Source organism: Salinisphaera sp. LB1 (assembly GCF_003177035.1).
Lineage (GTDB): Bacteria > Pseudomonadota > Gammaproteobacteria > Nevskiales > Salinisphaeraceae > Salinisphaera.
In genome coordinates this window covers 3,443,390-3,458,995 of record NZ_CP029488.1, presented here as the reverse complement: position 1 = coordinate 3,458,995, position 15,606 = coordinate 3,443,390, and the positions used below count along the sequence as shown (strand labels likewise).

The following is a 15,606-nucleotide window of genomic DNA, read 5'->3' as shown; positions in this document are numbered from 1 at the left end:
TAAGTTTTCGTCATGCGGTCTGGGCATACGGTGATCCGGCGACGCCATGCGATTGTATCCGGCCACGCGTTCAATGCGATTTATCGTCGCGGTTGGCGCTCACATCGGGGCTGCTGGCCGGCCCGATTTTCTGCTGACTCAATTGTTCGCGCAGACTGCCCAACTCCTTGAGCGTGGCAATGACATTCGCAAGACGCGCTTCGGACCATTTGCGGACGTACGATGGCACACTGCCATCGCCGTTGCGCATGTGGGAGTCGACAGCCAACGCATCGGTGAGATGAGCTTCGAAACGCTCGATGTCCGGCAGCACGGCGGCGAGCTCGCGGCGCGGCAGCGCGACGCCGCCGATGTCGATATGCGAAGACGGCAGTCGATGGTCGTCGGTTGTCATATAGGGTCGGGAATCCATTGCTGTGATTATGAACGGCTGTATTCGGCGCGATCCGCGCTACCGCAGTCTTAGCACAGCGATCAGAAGCGATCGCTGCGGAATGGCGTCATGTCGACCCGGGGCGATTCACCATCCATGAGCTCACCCAGCAGCCGGCCGGTGGTCGGCCCGAGCGTGAAGCCCTGATGGCCGTGGCCAAAGGCGAACCACAGGTTCTTGTGGCGGTGCGCGGGGCCGATAATCGGCTTCATGTCGGCCATGCAGGGCCGCGCCCCCTTCCACGGCTCGGCCTCCTTGCGCGCGCCGAGCTCGAACATTTCACGCGCGGCGGCTTCGGCGGCGGCAAGCTGGCCGAAGCGTGGCGGCGCGTCGATGGTGTTGAGTTCGGCACCGGTCGTCAGCCTCAGACCGGCACGTTTCGGTGTGAGCAAGTAGCCCTTTTCGAAATCCATCACACCGTAGTTGAGCGTGGTGCCCGCGGCCGCCTCGTAGTGCATGTGGTAGCCACGCATCACGAACATCGGCACGCGATACCCCAGACGTTCCAGCCAATCCGGCGACCACGGTCCGGTCGCCAGCACCAGCTCATCGCCGTTGAGCTCGCCACGATCGGTACGCAACCGCCAACCGTCACCGTCGGTTTCCAGATCGCGGGCCTCGGCTTTCTCGATGCGACCGCCCCGGCCGACAAAATCATCAGCGTAGGCTTTGACCAGCGCACCCGGATCGATGACCGACCAGGCATTGGTCCAGTGGATGGCGCCGATCGCATGCGCGCTCAGGCTGGGCTCCATGGCATGCAGCTGTTCTGCGTCGATACGCTCGAAAGTCACGCCGAATCGATCGCGAAAGTCGGCCGCCTGGGCCAGTTCGTCGTCGAACACGGCGCTTGAGCGAAAGACCTGCAGCCACCCGTCTCGCCGAATCAGATGCTCGGCCCCTGCCGTCGTGAACATGCGCTCGTGTTCGGCGGTGCAATGCACGATCAACGACGCATATTCCGGTACGATCCGGGCGAATGTCTTCGGCGCCGAATAGCGCCAGTACTGCCACAGCGGATTCGCCTCGGCGAACATCGCGCCGGTACGGTAGCGAATATCGATACTGCGATTGGGCAGTACGCGCCAGATGTCCGACAAATCGCGCGGGAACGGATGGGGCTTGACCGCTTCGCGTTGAATCAAGCCGGCGTTGCCATAGGACGTCTCGCGACCGGGCTCGCGCCGATCGACGAGTGTGACCTGGCGACCGCGGGCCTGCAGATGCCACGCAATGCTGACGCCGACCATGCCGGCTCCGAGGATCAGGGTATGTCGCGACATGTCGGTGGCTTGGACGAGCGATGCAACAATGCTAAACCGCGTGCGGCGCCGGTCAAGCGCGGCTGTTGTATCGCCCGGCGACGAAAGCTAGCATGAACATGTCCAAGGGGAGCCGAAACGGCTGAGAGGTCCGCATCAGGCGGACGACCCTGGAGCCCTGCAACGTGTCGTGGCACGCGATCACTGATGCAGGCTCTTGTACCTGATCCGGTTAATGCCGGCGTAGGAATGGCCATGCGAAATCCAGATGCCACCCCGGGCGCCGTCTCGTGAGCGCCTTCCTCGATGTGATCTGGCACGGTTTTGTCGATGCCTCGTGGATCGAACAGGCGGCGACTGTGCTCGGACTGCTCGCCGTCTGGCTGGCCACGCGTCAGAGTCTCGCGAATTTCCCGATCGGTCTCGTCCAGGTGGTGCTCACCGCGATCGTGTTCGCTGGCCAGCGTCTGTATGCCGACATGTCGCTTCAAGCGGTGTATTTCATCGCCCTGGCCTATGGCTGGTGGTGCTGGACCCATCCCGGCGTGGCGCGCGAACGCCTGGCCGTTTCGCGCCTGAGCTGGCCACAACTTGCCGGTCTGGTCGCTCTGGGTCTGGCCGCGACCGGCAGCTGGGGCGCACTGCTGGCCCGCGTCGGCGATCCGATGCCCTGGCGCGACGCGTTCATCGCCGCGTTCGGCGTGTTGTCGCAGTGGCTCGAGGCGCGCAAGAAGATCGAAGCCTGGGTCGGCTGGGTGGCTGTCAACGTGGCCGGTCTGGGGGTGTACATCGCGATCGGGCTTTACTGGTTCGTGATCCTCTACGGTCTGTATCTGGTGCTGTCGTTCGTGGGCTTGCGCGCCTGGTGGGCGAGTTATCGTCACGAGACACCGGCATGACCGCCCGGGTGGCCGTCTTCGGTACCGAATCGACCGGCAAGACCACCCTCGCCCGTCGCCTGGCCGAGCTATTCGACGTGCCCTGGGCACCCGAATACGTTCGATGGTTCTGGCACGAGCGCGCCGGTGCGATCCGCGGCACCGACCTGGATACGATCGCCCGCGGCCAGATCGACAACGAAGAGGCCGCGGCGGCGCGCGCGGACGACCTCGTCATCTGCGACACCGAGCTGATCACCAATACACTCTGGGCCGATCTGCTGTTTCCGGGCGCCTGTCCGTCCTGGGTGCGTCGCGAGGCCAACCGCCGTGCGCGGGGGTACGCGCTGTATCTTCTCTGCGACACCGATATTGAATTTGTCGACGATGGCCAGCGCTGTTTTCCTGGCACCGTGGCGCGCGCGCGTTGCCGGCAGCTATGGCGCAACGCGCTCATCGCGCGCAATCTTCCGTTCGTCGACATCCGGGGCCCGCTCGGTGAACGTATTACCCGGGCTGTCGCCGCCATCGAACAGCGGGTCGGCATATCCCCGGCCGGGCGTTAGGCCCGCTGCCCGGGCCTTGCGAGCAGCCCCGCAATGGCTTATACGAGGGGCGGCGCAACCATTCATGCCAATATACATATTGGCATTGATTGCGTCGTTCGATGACCCCCGTAAAAGGAGCCATCATGAAAACCATCACGATCCGTGCGATTCTCGTGTGCGCGCTGGCCGCTGCCGGCGTGGTCTCGCTGTCGGCCATCGCCGCGGGCGGCGCCGAGGCGAGCGCTGGCGATAACGCCAAGACACAGCCCGCCGATCGGTTCAGCGATAAGCAGCTCAAACAGTTCGTCAAGGCTCAGTCCAACGTCCAGGCCGTACTCAAGAAGTGGGATGGCAAGGTCGCTTCGGCCAAGGACAGGAAAGCGGCCCGCAAGCAAGAAAACAAGGCCATGGTCAAGGCGGTAAAGGAAAGCGGCCTGACTCCCAAGCAGTACAATGCGATTGCCGAGCAGGCCCAGAAGGATCCCAAACTGACCCGTCGGATTCAGTCGTTCATGACACCGCAGTGACAGGCCATCGCGGCCCGGATTGAATCCATCGAACACGCCCTTCCCGGCCGGTAGCGGTTCGCCGCACGCGGTGTAGCGAACGATTTGTAAACGCGGCGTATCACACAATCGGCGGCTGCCGATTTGGCGGTGCACGGGTTCGCGTGTCGAACGACACGGCTGCCCCGCTGCGCTGGATTCCGACTGCGAGATATTTCAAAGGGCCAGGCGATGCGATCGACCGATTATCAGAGCCGCTGGCTGCGTATGGCCAAGGCCATGAAGCCGAATACGCTGGTCAAGGCGTTGAGCGGCGCCCCGTTGATTTGGTCGATGCTGGCCGATGACGGCACGCCCGCCACCACCATTCATCGTATGTTTTCCCAGCAATGCTGGCGCGAAGACGGCATCGCGGGAGGCGCGGTGCTCGTGGCCGGCGCCGTATTCATGCTGCCGACACTTATGGTGGCTGCTACCGTCTACACCTCGCGCTGCGGCGCCCGCGTTCGCATCGATACCGGCAAGAGCCGACCGCGGCAGTGGGTTGAGCAAGTCACGCTGGGCGTACGCCTGGCGGTACCGCCACCCTGGTATTACATCTTCGAACTTTATCGGCCGACCCATTATCAGCGTGCCGCCGAGTATCTGTATCGGAGCGAAACAAAAAGCGGTATCTACGACATGCTGCGGCGCCAGCGCGGTTGCCACGAGAGTACTGAGGGCTTGCGCGACAAGGCATTGTTCGGTATTCGCTGTCGCGAGCATGGCCTGCCGGTCGTCGATACCCTGGCCACAGCGCGCGACGGCGTGATCGAGGGTATCGACGCGTTGCCCGATGCCGATTTGTTCTTCAAACCCATCAAGGGTGCGGGCGGGCGCGGGGCATCGCGCTGGATCTTCATCGGTGACAATCGTTACCGGGCCAGTGATGGTCAGGTCGTCACCAAGGAGGTGCTTCAGGCCCACCTTTGTGAATTGTCCCGGGACGAGCGCTATCTCGTGCGCCGCTACGTGACCGCGGAACCGACACTCAGCGATCTGACCCCCGGCGCCCTGTCGACGGTGCGCGTGGTGACGTGTCTCGATGCCACCGGCACACCCGAGGCGACGCATGCCGTTTTCCGCATGGCCAGCAGTCGCGATGTGGTCGTGGATAATTTTCATGCGGGCGGGGTCGCCTCCAGCGTCGATCTCGCCACCGGCACGTTGGGCATGGCCACGGATCTGGGACTGAGCGCGGACAGCCGGTGGTGGTCGACGCACCCGACGACCGGCGCGCCCATCCTCGGCCGACGGCTACCGCACTGGGAAGCGGTGCGCGACCTGGCCACACGCGCGCACTGCGCATTCGGCGACCAGGTGGCCATTGGCTGGGATATTGCGATACTGGAGAATGGACCGTGCCTGATCGAGGGCAACAAGTCGCCCGACCTCGACATCGTCCAGCGCACCAGTCGAACACCGGCCGGGAATTCCCGGCTCGGCGATCTGCTCGCGCAACATCTGACGAATGCGTTCGCGACTTGATCCGCCTCGATCTGCTGCTCATCACACCGCGCCCCGACAGGATACTGCCCCAATGACGACCTATACCGGCGAGATTGCGAACATACTGGAATTAGCCGACATCACCACGCTGGAGCGGGAGGATATCCGTGCCGAGGCGATCGACACCCTCGAGAATGGCGGCATCATCTACCTGCCCCAACCGGCGTTCACGCTGAGTGACGCGGAATTTCGCTTCGTCTCGGACGCCAGCGTCACGCTGCCGACCAAGGCGGAGAAGCGCAGCCAGAACGGGCGGCCCACGATCATCTACAACCCCGAAACCGGGCGATTGGAACGCTCGCGCATCCGTGCACGCCAGCGTCCCCAGCTGACCGCCCTGCTCGATCGTTACGCCCAGTGGTCCACGGACCTGATCCATCGCCTGTTTCCGGCATACCAGGCGGGCATCGTGCGTGATCGCACCACGTATCGCCCTTGCGAACGCGCGGCGACGCAGGGCCTGCATGTGGATGCGAGCTACGGCCGGCCGACCGGCGGCCAGAGCATGCTGCGGGTGTTCTGCAACATCAACCCGGAGGCGCGTGTTCGCACCTGGCGGGTGGGTGAAACCTTCGAGCCCTTTGCCCGGCGCTACGTAGCCAGCGCACGCCCGAAACAGGACGGCGCGCTGGAAAAACTGCTGGCGCGCTTCGGCATCACGAAAGGCCATCGCACGCCCTACGATCTGTTGATGGAAGATATTCGGTCGCAGGTCAAGCGCGATGCCGAATACCAGGCGCAAGCGCCACAGAAAGTCGTGGATTTTCCGGCGGGCACCGCCTGGATTGCGTTGACCGACCTCGTACTGCACGGCGCCGTATCCGGCCAGCATTCGCTGGATCAAACGTTCTTCGTGCCCGATGAGATCATGGCCGACCCCGACCGGTCATCGCTGCATATTCTTGAGCGACTCACCGGCCGGTCGTTGCGGTCCTCTGCGTGAGTCCGGCTGTGCCGGCTACCACTTGCGCCGCCCGCTGAGGGTGCGGCGCACGCGCCGCCCGAAGGACTTGAGGGCGCGTGGGATCGGCGAGGTTCTCGGGGTTTGATAGGCCAAGACATCGGCGGAGCTCATGGCGCTCCATTCATGCGAGCGCGGCACGGTCGCGCCGGCACTCCAGAGCAGACCGCTGGCAATCAGGCGCCGTACTGAATCTTCCTGCCAGATACGATGGTTGTCGCCACCCGTGAACACGAATGCACGGCCCCGTGCGGGCGGCGCAAAGGCCCAGCTGACCACGGCCGCCGATCCGCCGGCCGCGTCGCCGGCATGCTGCTTGTCGGACCAGAGCAACGGCGTGACCGCGTTCTCGGTGTCGATGGCGAACCGGATGTCATTGAGCCAACCGTCACGCATCGTCCAGGGCCTGAGGTCTTGTGTAATCGGATGTCGCGGAAAATCCTGGTGGCGACTTTTCCAGTGCCCCCGGCCCGATTCGCCGGCCACGTAAACGCCGCCGAACAACTGCTGCCCCAGGCTCACGTATTCCTGCGGGAAACCGGCAGCCTGATGAAGTAGCGCCAGGCCGCAGCCGCGCGATGCAAGCGCCAACAGGCGCGCGCGGCGGGTTTCATCGGCGAGAAAGCCCTGCTTGCCACCGCCATTGTCGTAGAAGGCGACGGCGCTGGCCTCAGTCAGTACGCTTTCATCATCCGGCCAGCCCTGATCGGCAACAACGCACGACACACCGGGCACTCGATTCAACAGCGTGGCGAGGAGACGGCAGCCCCCGGCGTAGTCATGATGGCCCGCCACGCCCGCCGAGCGCACCGCGCCCGCAACCAGTACAATGCGTGTTTCACCGTTGCCATGATCCGTCAAGTTTCTATCCTCTTGTCGGCGGCACTGTGTTGATGCCGCATGGGTCGCGGGGCGGGTATAGCCGCCCATTGTCGGCGCCCCGCGTGACAGGCGCGTTTTTTTGACCACCAACTCAGAAGAGCCGATGACCGAAATATCCGTCATCATCCCGGTGTACAACCGGGCCCACTATATCGTCGACGCGATCCGAAGCGTTCTCGACCAGCGCGATGCGCCCGCATTCGAAATCCTGGTCGTCGACGACGGCTCGACGGACGACAGCGTGGCACGCGCGGCAGCGATTGACGATCCCCGGATCCGAATCATCACCGGACACGGCAACCAGGGGATCGCGGTCGCGCGTAACCGTGGTATCGCCGAGGCGTCGGGGCATTACATTGCGTTTCTCGACAGCGATGATCTGGCCCGGCCGGAACGCCTGGCACGTCAGGCGCGATTCCTGGACGCGCATCCGGAGCATGCAGCAGTGGGCGCGTGGATCGGCTGGATCGATGCCGATGGGCGCCGGCTGAAGCGGGTCAAGCGGAAGCCGACGGGGTCGCGCCAGATCGCCGCCGAGCGGCTTTTCCGGTCGGGCATCGAGAATTCCGCCGCGATGGCACGCAGCGAGATTCTTCGCGCCTACCCACATCGCGAATCACTGGCCGTGGGGTCAGACTATGATCTGTGGGCACGCATTGCAGCGGATCATCCGCTGGCTGGCTTGCCCTGTCTTCTGGTCGATCGGCGCCAGCATCCAGCGCAAGCGACCGCGAAGCATGTCGCCCAGGATCGCCATTATCGCTGCCAGATTTTTGCCGCGCAGCTAGAGGCTCTGGGTATCGATTTTTGCACCGCCGACCTCGAGCGACATTATCACCTACGCCGCCTCGGCAAAGGCGGCGAACGCGCCGACTCGATCTACATCGATTGGGCCGAGCGATGGCTGCAGCGACTTAAAGATGCGAATCGGCAAAAGCGCCTGTACCCCGAGCCCGAATTTTCGGGTGTGCTCGCCGTGTTCTGGGCCGGCGTGTGCTGGCATGCGGCCAATCGCCGGGCCGGTTTGTGGCGGTTGGTACGCGCGCCGTTGTCTCGCCCACTACTGACCGGCAGCTGGCATGCGCTTTCACACCGTTCTTCACTTTGGTCCGCGCTTGCCCGGCGACCAAGCGCAGTCTGAGGCGCGTGCCGGAGGCCTGTCACGCAAGCTCGCGCGATGGCTGCCCGACCACAAGCCCAGGCAACCGGGCGGTGCCACGCGGCCCCATCTTGCGTATCCCGCCACAACAGTTCCTGACGCGGGACCTCATGTCACGATGATAAGAAGCCGATGTCGGCACCAATCCGGCGCGTGCCTGTTTTACGGCGCGCTATGACACGGATTGCCAGACCTGTTCGTAAAGTTCGATGATCTCGCCGGCCTCCGGTACGCGCGGATTATTGCCGGGAGAACCGGAAGCCAGGGCCTGTTCCGCCATGGTGGGGAGTGCGCTACGCCAGTGTTCCGGATCGATTCCGAACTCGCCCGGCGTGGGGACTTCGAGTTCACGATTGAGCGCGCTCAGTTCCTTGATCAACAAGTGCACGGCCGCCGTATCCGTGTTGGATTCGCTGGCGATGCCCATGCTACGCGCGCAGCGGGCATAGCGGGCCGGAGCGTTGTCGAGCGAAAAACGGGTCACCGCGGGCAGCAGCATGGCATTGGACATGCCGTGGGGCACATGAAAGAACGCGCCGATCGGGCGGCTCATGCCATGAACCAGTGCCACCGATGCACTGGAAAACGCGAGGCCGGCCAGGCTGGCGCCCAGCATCATGGCCTCGCGGGCGGCGCGGTCGTCCGGGTGGTGGTAGACCGAGCGCAGATTGGGCGCAATCAAACGCATCGCGGCCAACGCTTGGTGATCCGAGAACCCGTTTGCCTTGCGGCTGACATAGGCTTCGATGGCGTGCGTGAGCGCATCGATGCCGGTGTCGGCCGTGACCCGCGGCGGCACGGACAGACTCAGCTCGTAGTCCACGATGGCCGCGGTCGGCATGAAGCCGATCCCCACACAGAGCATTTTCTCGTCCACCGTGTCGTCGGTGATGATGGTGAAGCGCGTGCATTCCGAACCGGTACCCGCGGTGGTGGGCACGGCGATCAGCGGTAGGCCTGCGCGCTCAGCTTGCCTGGGAAACTGATAGTCGCGTATCTCGCCGCCGAAGTGTGCCAGCACGCCGATCGCCTTGGCCGAATCGATCGGGCTGCCGCCACCGATGGCGATGACACTGTCGAAGGCCCGGCCATCGTCCAGGCCGCGTGTCATGGCCTCGACGCCAGCCATGATCGAGCGTTCGGTGGGCTCGGGAACCGTATCGGCGAACACCTGCGACGGCATGGCGGCGGCGGCAAGCAATTCGCGCACGCGGTCGACGTAGCCCAGCTCCATCATCATGCGATCGGAGACGATCAGAGGCCGCCCCACATCGAGCGCGGCAAGCACGTCCGGCAGCCGGTCGAGTGCACCGCCGCCGACCTCCATGATCCGCGGCATGAGAATGTTGTGGGACATGTCGAGCTCCTCCATTATGGCGGCCCGTGGGCGGCCGGACCGGTGTCGTCTGTTGTAGGCGCCGCGCCCCGCTGGGTCAAGACGACAAGACCGACCCCTGCCCATTCGTTACATTCGGCGCCTCGCGCCAAACCACAAGGATACAGTCATGAGTGACCCGTTCGGTTTCGTCGTCATCGCCGAATTCACAGTCAAATCCGGCCAGCGCGAGGCCTTCCTCGAGCATGCCCACGAAGACGCCCGGCAATCCCTGGCCAACGAGACGGGTTGTCATCAGTTCGACGTACTCGTCCCCCAGGACGGCGGGAATGTGGTGGTATTGCACGAAGCCTATACCGACCGGGCGGCGTTTGATGCACACACGCGCATGCCGCACTACCAGCCATTCAAGGACAGCACCGCCCCGCTTTTGGCCTCTGCCCCGGTGGTTCGTTTTTTCGTGAAGGGATGAGTGCGCCGGGCCTATCCCGCCGAGGCGCCGCGCGGCGCACGCTCCGCGCCGCCCTGCTCCATTGCCGGGCACGAGAGAGGCCCGATGTCCGCAAGGCCACGTTCAGCTACTTGGCGATATCATGAACGCAACAACGAAAGCTGAAACAGTCGTGTGACTCGGCACGTTACGCCCGACATAAAAAAGGCGGCTTCCGGGACAGGAAGCCGCCAGCACGTCACAAACCGCTTACTGACGGCCGTTCAGCCCAATGGGCCAAACGCCGCACGCCGTCAGCACACGTTGCAGCCTGGCTACAAGCAAATAGAATGCCAGGACAATAGACGAAACTGAGCTAAACCAGTTCGTCTAGGGAGTATTATTAGCCAGATTCCTACGTTTCGCAATTAGCCAATCGAATCAGAAACGACTCGCGACTGCCGCATGCCGACCGGCGTGTGTTGTCATGACAGGCTTTCCCCGATGTTTCGGGTCATCGGAAATTTTTCCCGCCCTAATGGCCTTGCTAACCCAAGTCGTATTTCGTGCGCGCGGCACCGGGCTCGGAGCCACCCTATGCCGCGTTTTTCCGAAACACTACACTTTGCAAGTGCAGCCAATCCTTGTTTTACGGGCGCGTCGTATTGTGTGCAACCAAAGTAGTCATCTTTTCCTCGAGTTCTACTGCTAATCTTGAATCTTCCGATCGCCACAATTCCAATCAGGGAGGAGAAAACTATGTCGGATACACAGATCAAACCCTTGGCCAATCCGGGGCCGCTCGGGCTCGTCGGCTTCGGGCTGACTACCGTGTTGCTCAGCCTTATCAATGCGCATATTCTGCCGAGCGGCGGCGAGGCCGTCGTCATACCGCTGGCTCTGGCCTACGGCGGCCTCATACAGCTCATCGCGGGCCTGCTCGAATTCCGCACCGGTAACACTTTCGGGATGGTCGCGTTTCTCAGCTATGGCGCCTTCTGGTGGTGGTTCGCCATCCTGCTTCTGTTTGCAGGCAACGGCTTGCTCGACCTGAGCAAGGCCGGGCCAACCATCGGTGTCGCCCTTCTGCTTTGGGGCGTATTCACATTCTATATGTGGATCGCCACATTTCGTCTGAACCGCGCGCTGTGGTTCGTGTTTCTGACCCTGTGGATCACGTTCGCCCTGCTCGGGATCGGGGATGCCTTCGGCGCCGGCACCATCGGCGCCCTCGGCGGTTACGTTGGTATCCTGTGCGGGGCGTCGGCGATGTACACCAGCTTCGCCGAAGTCACCAATGCGACTTTCGGGCGCGTCGTGGTGCCCGTAGGGGCTCGCGACTGACCCGTGACAATAGCGCGGCCCGACTTCACGTCGGGCCGCGTACCATCGACCGTAACGATCACGCGCCTGTCGGCATAGACCTTATTCAGGCACGGCCACGCGGTCGCACCACATAGGGGCGCATCATTTCGTTCGCCGCGTGCTCCCAAATGTGACAATGCCAGACGTAACGGCCCGGATAACCGTCGAAGGGCACGATGATGCGGGTCACCGCCCCCGGATAGGCCTGAATGACGTCCTTCCACCCCATTTCATTGACTTGCGGCGCCTGCGCCTTGCCGAGATAGCGCAGCGTCTTCTCGTTTTCGTACATGAACATGTCGATCGGTCGCCGATCGAGCACCTGGAAGCGCACCAGATGCAGATGAATCGGGTGCGTGTCCTCGGTGAGATTCACCAGGTTCCAGATCTCGGTGCTGCCCAGTTCCGGGTCTTCGGTCGGCTCGGCATACCAGCGTGTGCCGTTGAGCAGCATGAGCATGGAATCGCCACTTGGGCGCTTGTAGTCATTGAGCGTGAGATGGCGCGTACGTACCGCCTGCGACTCCGGAATCCGCGGCACCCAGCTCAGTATCTGCGGCACCCGCGAGCGGTCTACGTGCTGCTTGCCGCCGACACGGAACTGCATCACGTCGTGGCCGTCGTTGGTGAGCGTCAATCGCTGATGTGACCAATCCGAGAAATCGACGATCAGGTCGGCACGCTCGGCCGGTGCCAGCAGGAGCTGCTTCATCGCCACCGGCGAGGCGAGCAGCCCCTGATCGCTGCCGATCTGATGGAATGGCCTGTGGCCGGAAAGCGCCAGGCGCAGAAAGCGCTGGTTCGAGCCGTTGACCAGACGCAGGCGATACCTGCGCGGCTCCACATCCAGATACGGATAGAGCTTGCCGTTGATCATGATCGCGTTGCCACGGAATTCCGAGATCCACGGATGGCCGGGAATGCCGGAGGTCGGGTAGTAAAGCTGGCCTTCCGGGCTGAAATAGCGATCGCAAATGATCAGCGGTATTTCCTGGTCGCCGTTGGGCAGAGCCAGCGACGCCTCGTGTTCATCGCGGATGAGAAACGCCCCCATCATCCCTGCGTAGTGATTGAGTCGGGACACGCCCATCGCATGATCGTGATACCAGAGCGTGGTGGCCGCCTGCCCATTCGGATAGTGAGAAGTGGCCGACTTGCCGGGCGGATACCAGTCCTCCGGATAGCCATCGCTGGCCGCGGGCGTACGGCCTCCGTGAACATGCACCACGTTGCGCACGCTCTGCGCACCGGGTTTTATTCCGCAGATCGTGTAGTCGACCGGCAGAAAATGTTCGGACGGCAGATTGTTGACCCACTCGACCGATAACGGTTGGCCGGAAACGGTATCGAACGTTGGTCCCGGATGGCTGCCATCGTAGGTCCACATGCGCGTCGGTTTCATATCCCGATGGACTTGGACCTCGGCCTCGTTCATGTCCACGCGGTAGTGCGGTATGCGCCGGCCGTTCGCGTCCGGAAGTGGCCATTGTCGCGTCGGCGAGGCTTTCGGCGGAATCGGCAGCGGGTCGACGAACGGCGCAAGTGTGCGCGGATCCATGGACAGCGCCTTGCGATCGGCGGCGGCACCGGATATCGGCAGTCCGATCCCGGCCGTGGTCGCGCCCGCGGCGCTCATGATGAGAAAGTGTCGTCGCGATACGGTCATCATCAAACCCTGGCGCATCGTTACGCGCAATGGAACGCAAACGACGCCCAGCGGCAACCGTTGGGCGCCAAATAGAAGCGCGCCGTCCCCAACGGGACGGCGGCCATGCATCAGCTCTGCGGTGTACCGGTGTCCGGATCGAGCAGCAATGTACCGGCATTCGGTGCGCTGTCCGCACTGAAGTCGAACATGTTGTCGAGCGAACCGGCGATTTTGTCGAATGACCCCTGGCCCAGCCGCTTGCGGTCGAGCCAGTTGTCTTCGATGAAGCGCATGACCGACGTCTGATCGGTGACCGTGTGGTCGACGAAGTTGTGCTTTGCCCACGGCGAAATCACCAACAATGGCAGGCGCGGGCCATAGCCGCAGCGGCCCTGGGCCGGATTGCCGTCGATGCCGTCCAGCGGCTGGCTGCGCTTGTGCGAGCCGTCGCCGCCCGCGTCACAGGTGCCGCTGCCGTTGAGAACGTCCTGCACGCTCGATGACGGATTGACGTTCGGACTGTAGCGGTGGTCGTACCAGCCGTCCGAGTCGTCATAGGCAATCACCACGGCGGTGTGCTTCCACTGCTTCTGTTGTTGCAGAAAATTGATCACCTTGACGATGAAATCCTGCTCGTCGATCGGATCGGAGTAGCCGGCGTGGCCGTCCTGATAGGCCGGCGCCTTCAGGAAACTGACCGCCGGGAAATTGCCGGCCTTGACGGCGTCGAAGAAATCATGCGTGTCATATTGGTGATTCGCCGGATCCTCCGTCTTTGTCTTGTTTCCCTTGCTGTCGATCTTGTACGTATGACCGATCGAGGCGACGTTGCTTGGACGCTTGTGCTCCAGGTTGGCCGTCGAGGTGTAGTACTGGAACGGCTCGTGATGCGGAATATAATCGGCAGAGGTCACCGGACCATTCGTGTGGGTACCCGTGGTTGCCACACGCGTCTTGTGGCTGCGATCACAGCCCGTCGTACCGTCGGCATTGGTCACCGACAGGTCGAACCCTCCCTCGAACCAGCCCCAGCTGATGCCGGCGCTGTTGAGCATGTTGCCGATATTCTTGCCGCCCATGCGCACCTGAGTATTGCCGGCGCACACATCGCCCATCGGGTCCGGGTCGCCATTGAGCGTCTTGCCGCCGTTGCCGTCGGCCACATAGCCGTAGGTGTTACCGGCCGGCGACATGTTGACGATGCCGTTGGTCTGGCCGGAAATCAGGTTGAGTGCGCCCGGCGTCGACGGACCGAATGTGGTGCCGTAGGAATTGTCGCTCATGGCGTACTGCTGGGCGTAGTTCCACAACGCGGTCACGGTGTTGCCGTCGTAGTAGCCCATCACGAGACCGGTATTCTGGGTCGCGGTCGCCTGCTGCACATCCGGCGGCGGCCCAGCGCGGCCGACCGACTTCGGAAACAGGTCCATGGCGCCATTGTCGAACGCCATTTGTTCCGGCTTGTAGCCATGATCCTGATCGGCGGTCAACGCCTGACTACGATCGAGACGGAAGGGATTGGTTGCACCGCTACCGTTGGCCGGATTCAGATTGGGGTTGTTGCTCAACAACGGCTGCGTGTAGTTGTGAATACCCGTCGGCGTGTCGGCGGCGGCGGTAAACTTGGGCGCGTTGCTCGGGTTGGTCGCGTTCGGATAAGTGCCGAAGTAGTGATCGAATGAGATATTTTCCTGAAAAATGACCACAAGATGCTGAATCGGCGTCTTCGCGGCATCCGAAGTGACGTTCTTGTGACTGTGATCGTTGCATCCCCCGGTGAATACGATAAGTGTTGTCGCGGCAACAAGGGCCGGCCATCGGCGATGAAACATGAGACTTCCCCAGTTTGTTGTCGTGTCGGCAAGCAATGCAACTGTGTATTTTAAACTCAGGTGATGACTATTTCGTGATCGACCGGAGCGGGGCCCATGCGAACATGGCACAATATCGCATGATCGAAAAATCAAGAGATGCCGCACCGCATGCTTTCTGCAGACGACGCTCTGACCCGCCTGAAGCAGGGCAATCGAGACTTTGTCCACCACGTTGCCGACTACAACACCCTGGCGGGTCTCGGGGCTTCGGCGGAGCTCTTTCAGGAGCAAGGTCCGTTCGCCATCGTCCTTGGCTGTTCGGACGCGCGTGTGCCGGCCGAAATCGTGTTCAACCAGGGCCTGGGTGATCTGTTCGTGATTCGTGTCGCTGGCAATATCGTGGCGCCTTCACAGATCGGCAGTATCGAGTTCGCGGCGGAAATGTTCGGCACCCGCCTGGTCGTGGTGCTGGGCCACACGCAGTGCGGCGCGATCAAGGCCACGCTCGAACAGTTGCAGCGGCCCACCGACAAGCAGTCCCCCAATTTACGTTCGATCGTCGATCGCGTGCGGCCGTCAGTGGATGCACTGCTCCAGACCGAGCTGCGCCACGACCATACCGCGCTGGCGGCTGCGGCCGTGCGTGCGAATGTCGAGAAATCGGTCGATCAGCTCGGCCACAGCTCGCCTATCCTGGAAAACCTGATTCAGTCTGATGGACTGCGAATTGTGGGTGCCGAGTATTCGGTGGAGACCGGCGCCGTGGATTTCTTCAGCGCCTAGTCTAGTGGACGGTACCCGCGGCGTTGTCGGCCCCATGAATCGCCCGCTACAGG

At 62.7% G+C, this 15,606-nt stretch carries 15 protein-coding genes and 1 riboswitch; of the genes, 9 read left to right on the top strand and 6 right to left on the bottom strand.

Annotated elements, in window-relative coordinates; all coding sequences use genetic code 11:
- Positions 1-70: 70 nt before the first annotated feature.
- Positions 71-394 (bottom strand): hypothetical protein, encoded by a 324-nt coding sequence (locus SALB1_RS15505; protein ID WP_145961344.1) that lies wholly within the window; start codon positions 392-394, stop codon positions 71-73.
- An 80-nt stretch (positions 395-474) separates the two neighbouring features.
- Positions 475-1,716, bottom strand: coding sequence for an FAD-binding oxidoreductase (locus SALB1_RS15500; RefSeq protein WP_109994657.1), 1,242 nt, complete (start codon positions 1,714-1,716; stop codon positions 475-477).
- 95 nt (positions 1,717-1,811) lie between these two features.
- Positions 1,812-1,962, top strand: a riboswitch (TPP riboswitch).
- 23 nt (positions 1,963-1,985) lie between these two features.
- Here SALB1_RS15500 and pnuC point away from each other — a divergent pair.
- The 5 genes from pnuC (at position 1,986) to SALB1_RS15475 (ending at position 6,118) form a co-directional block, all read left to right on the top strand.
- Positions 1,986-2,594, top strand: coding sequence for a nicotinamide riboside transporter PnuC (gene pnuC / locus SALB1_RS15495; protein WP_109994656.1), 609 nt, complete (start codon positions 1,986-1,988; stop codon positions 2,592-2,594).
- Positions 2,591-3,139: an AAA family ATPase gene (locus tag SALB1_RS15490; RefSeq protein ID WP_109994655.1), complete on the top strand. Its 549-nt coding sequence runs from the start codon at positions 2,591-2,593 to the stop codon at positions 3,137-3,139. The genes pnuC and SALB1_RS15490 overlap by 4 nt, the downstream gene beginning before the upstream one ends.
- A gap of 125 nt (positions 3,140-3,264) precedes the next feature.
- Complete coding sequence (locus SALB1_RS15485) at positions 3,265-3,648, top strand: DUF4168 domain-containing protein (protein ID WP_158590775.1); 384 nt, start codon at positions 3,265-3,267, stop codon at positions 3,646-3,648.
- A gap of 210 nt (positions 3,649-3,858) precedes the next feature.
- The gene (locus tag SALB1_RS15480) at positions 3,859-5,154 is read left to right on the top strand and encodes a sugar-transfer associated ATP-grasp domain-containing protein (protein ID WP_109994653.1); all 1,296 of its coding nucleotides are present in this window, start codon (positions 3,859-3,861) and stop codon (positions 5,152-5,154) included.
- A gap of 52 nt (positions 5,155-5,206) precedes the next feature.
- Positions 5,207-6,118, top strand: a complete 912-nt coding sequence (locus tag SALB1_RS15475) for a Kdo hydroxylase family protein (protein ID WP_158590774.1) — start codon at positions 5,207-5,209, stop codon at positions 6,116-6,118.
- Between the two features lie 15 nt (positions 6,119-6,133).
- Here the strand turns inward: SALB1_RS15475 and SALB1_RS15470 are convergent, their stop codons facing one another.
- Entirely contained in the window at positions 6,134-6,997 is an 864-nt protein-coding gene (locus SALB1_RS15470) for a ThuA domain-containing protein (protein WP_158590773.1), read from the bottom strand.
- A 124-nt stretch (positions 6,998-7,121) separates the two neighbouring features.
- Between SALB1_RS15470 and SALB1_RS15465 the strand changes: the two genes are divergently transcribed.
- The gene (locus tag SALB1_RS15465) at positions 7,122-8,159 is read left to right on the top strand and encodes a glycosyltransferase family 2 protein (protein ID WP_109994651.1); all 1,038 of its coding nucleotides are present in this window, start codon (positions 7,122-7,124) and stop codon (positions 8,157-8,159) included.
- Positions 8,160-8,349: 190 nt separating this feature from the next.
- Here the strand turns inward: SALB1_RS15465 and SALB1_RS15460 are convergent, their stop codons facing one another.
- Positions 8,350-9,534, bottom strand: coding sequence for an iron-containing alcohol dehydrogenase (locus SALB1_RS15460; RefSeq protein WP_109995493.1), 1,185 nt, complete (start codon positions 9,532-9,534; stop codon positions 8,350-8,352).
- Positions 9,535-9,682: 148 nt separating this feature from the next.
- Between SALB1_RS15460 and SALB1_RS15455 the strand changes: the two genes are divergently transcribed.
- Complete coding sequence (locus SALB1_RS15455; protein WP_109994650.1) at positions 9,683-9,985, top strand: putative quinol monooxygenase; 303 nt, start codon at positions 9,683-9,685, stop codon at positions 9,983-9,985.
- A 717-nt stretch (positions 9,986-10,702) separates the two neighbouring features.
- Positions 10,703-11,287 (top strand): GPR1/FUN34/YaaH family transporter, encoded by a 585-nt coding sequence (locus SALB1_RS15450; protein WP_109994649.1) that lies wholly within the window; start codon positions 10,703-10,705, stop codon positions 11,285-11,287.
- A gap of 85 nt (positions 11,288-11,372) precedes the next feature.
- Here SALB1_RS15450 and SALB1_RS15445 read toward each other — a convergent pair whose 3' ends face one another.
- Both SALB1_RS15445 and SALB1_RS15440 read right to left on the bottom strand, forming a co-directional pair.
- Positions 11,373-12,974 carry a multicopper oxidase family protein gene (locus tag SALB1_RS15445; protein ID WP_109995492.1) on the bottom strand — a complete coding sequence of 534 codons (1,602 nt, stop codon included), beginning with the start codon at positions 12,972-12,974 and terminating at the stop codon, positions 11,373-11,375.
- Positions 12,975-13,084: 110 nt separating this feature from the next.
- Positions 13,085-14,788, bottom strand: coding sequence for a phospholipase C (locus SALB1_RS15440; RefSeq protein ID WP_109994648.1), 1,704 nt, complete (start codon positions 14,786-14,788; stop codon positions 13,085-13,087).
- 150 nt (positions 14,789-14,938) lie between these two features.
- Here SALB1_RS15440 and SALB1_RS15435 point away from each other — a divergent pair, with 150 nt between their 5' ends.
- Positions 14,939-15,553, top strand: coding sequence for a carbonic anhydrase (locus tag SALB1_RS15435; protein WP_109995491.1), 615 nt, complete (start codon positions 14,939-14,941; stop codon positions 15,551-15,553).
- Positions 15,554-15,606 lie beyond the last annotated feature (53 nt).

What these genes read in the sequence shown, in the direction of transcription:
- SALB1_RS15505 (WP_145961344.1), bottom strand. Translation starts at nt 394, where the DNA reads ATGACAACCGACGACCATCGACTGCCGTCTTCGCATATCGACATCGGC.
- SALB1_RS15500 (WP_109994657.1), bottom strand. Translation starts at nt 1,716, where the DNA reads ATGTCGCGACATACCCTGATCCTCGGAGCCGGCATGGTCGGCGTCAGC.
- SALB1_RS15490 (WP_109994655.1), top strand. Translation starts at nt 2,591, where the DNA reads ATGACCGCCCGGGTGGCCGTCTTCGGTACCGAATCGACCGGCAAGACC.
- SALB1_RS15485 (WP_158590775.1), top strand. Translation starts at nt 3,265, where the DNA reads ATGAAAACCATCACGATCCGTGCGATTCTCGTGTGCGCGCTGGCCGCT.
- SALB1_RS15480 (WP_109994653.1), top strand. Translation starts at nt 3,859, where the DNA reads ATGCGATCGACCGATTATCAGAGCCGCTGGCTGCGTATGGCCAAGGCC.
- SALB1_RS15475 (WP_158590774.1), top strand. Translation starts at nt 5,207, where the DNA reads ATGACGACCTATACCGGCGAGATTGCGAACATACTGGAATTAGCCGAC.
- SALB1_RS15465 (WP_109994651.1), top strand. Translation starts at nt 7,122, where the DNA reads ATGACCGAAATATCCGTCATCATCCCGGTGTACAACCGGGCCCACTAT.
- SALB1_RS15460 (WP_109995493.1), bottom strand. Translation starts at nt 9,534, where the DNA reads ATGTCCCACAACATTCTCATGCCGCGGATCATGGAGGTCGGCGGCGGT.
- SALB1_RS15455 (WP_109994650.1), top strand. Translation starts at nt 9,683, where the DNA reads ATGAGTGACCCGTTCGGTTTCGTCGTCATCGCCGAATTCACAGTCAAA.
- SALB1_RS15450 (WP_109994649.1), top strand. Translation starts at nt 10,703, where the DNA reads ATGTCGGATACACAGATCAAACCCTTGGCCAATCCGGGGCCGCTCGGG.
- SALB1_RS15445 (WP_109995492.1), bottom strand. Translation starts at nt 12,974, where the DNA reads ATGACCGTATCGCGACGACACTTTCTCATCATGAGCGCCGCGGGCGCG.
- SALB1_RS15440 (WP_109994648.1), bottom strand. Translation starts at nt 14,788, where the DNA reads ATGTTTCATCGCCGATGGCCGGCCCTTGTTGCCGCGACAACACTTATC.
- SALB1_RS15435 (WP_109995491.1), top strand. Translation starts at nt 14,939, where the DNA reads ATGCTTTCTGCAGACGACGCTCTGACCCGCCTGAAGCAGGGCAATCGA.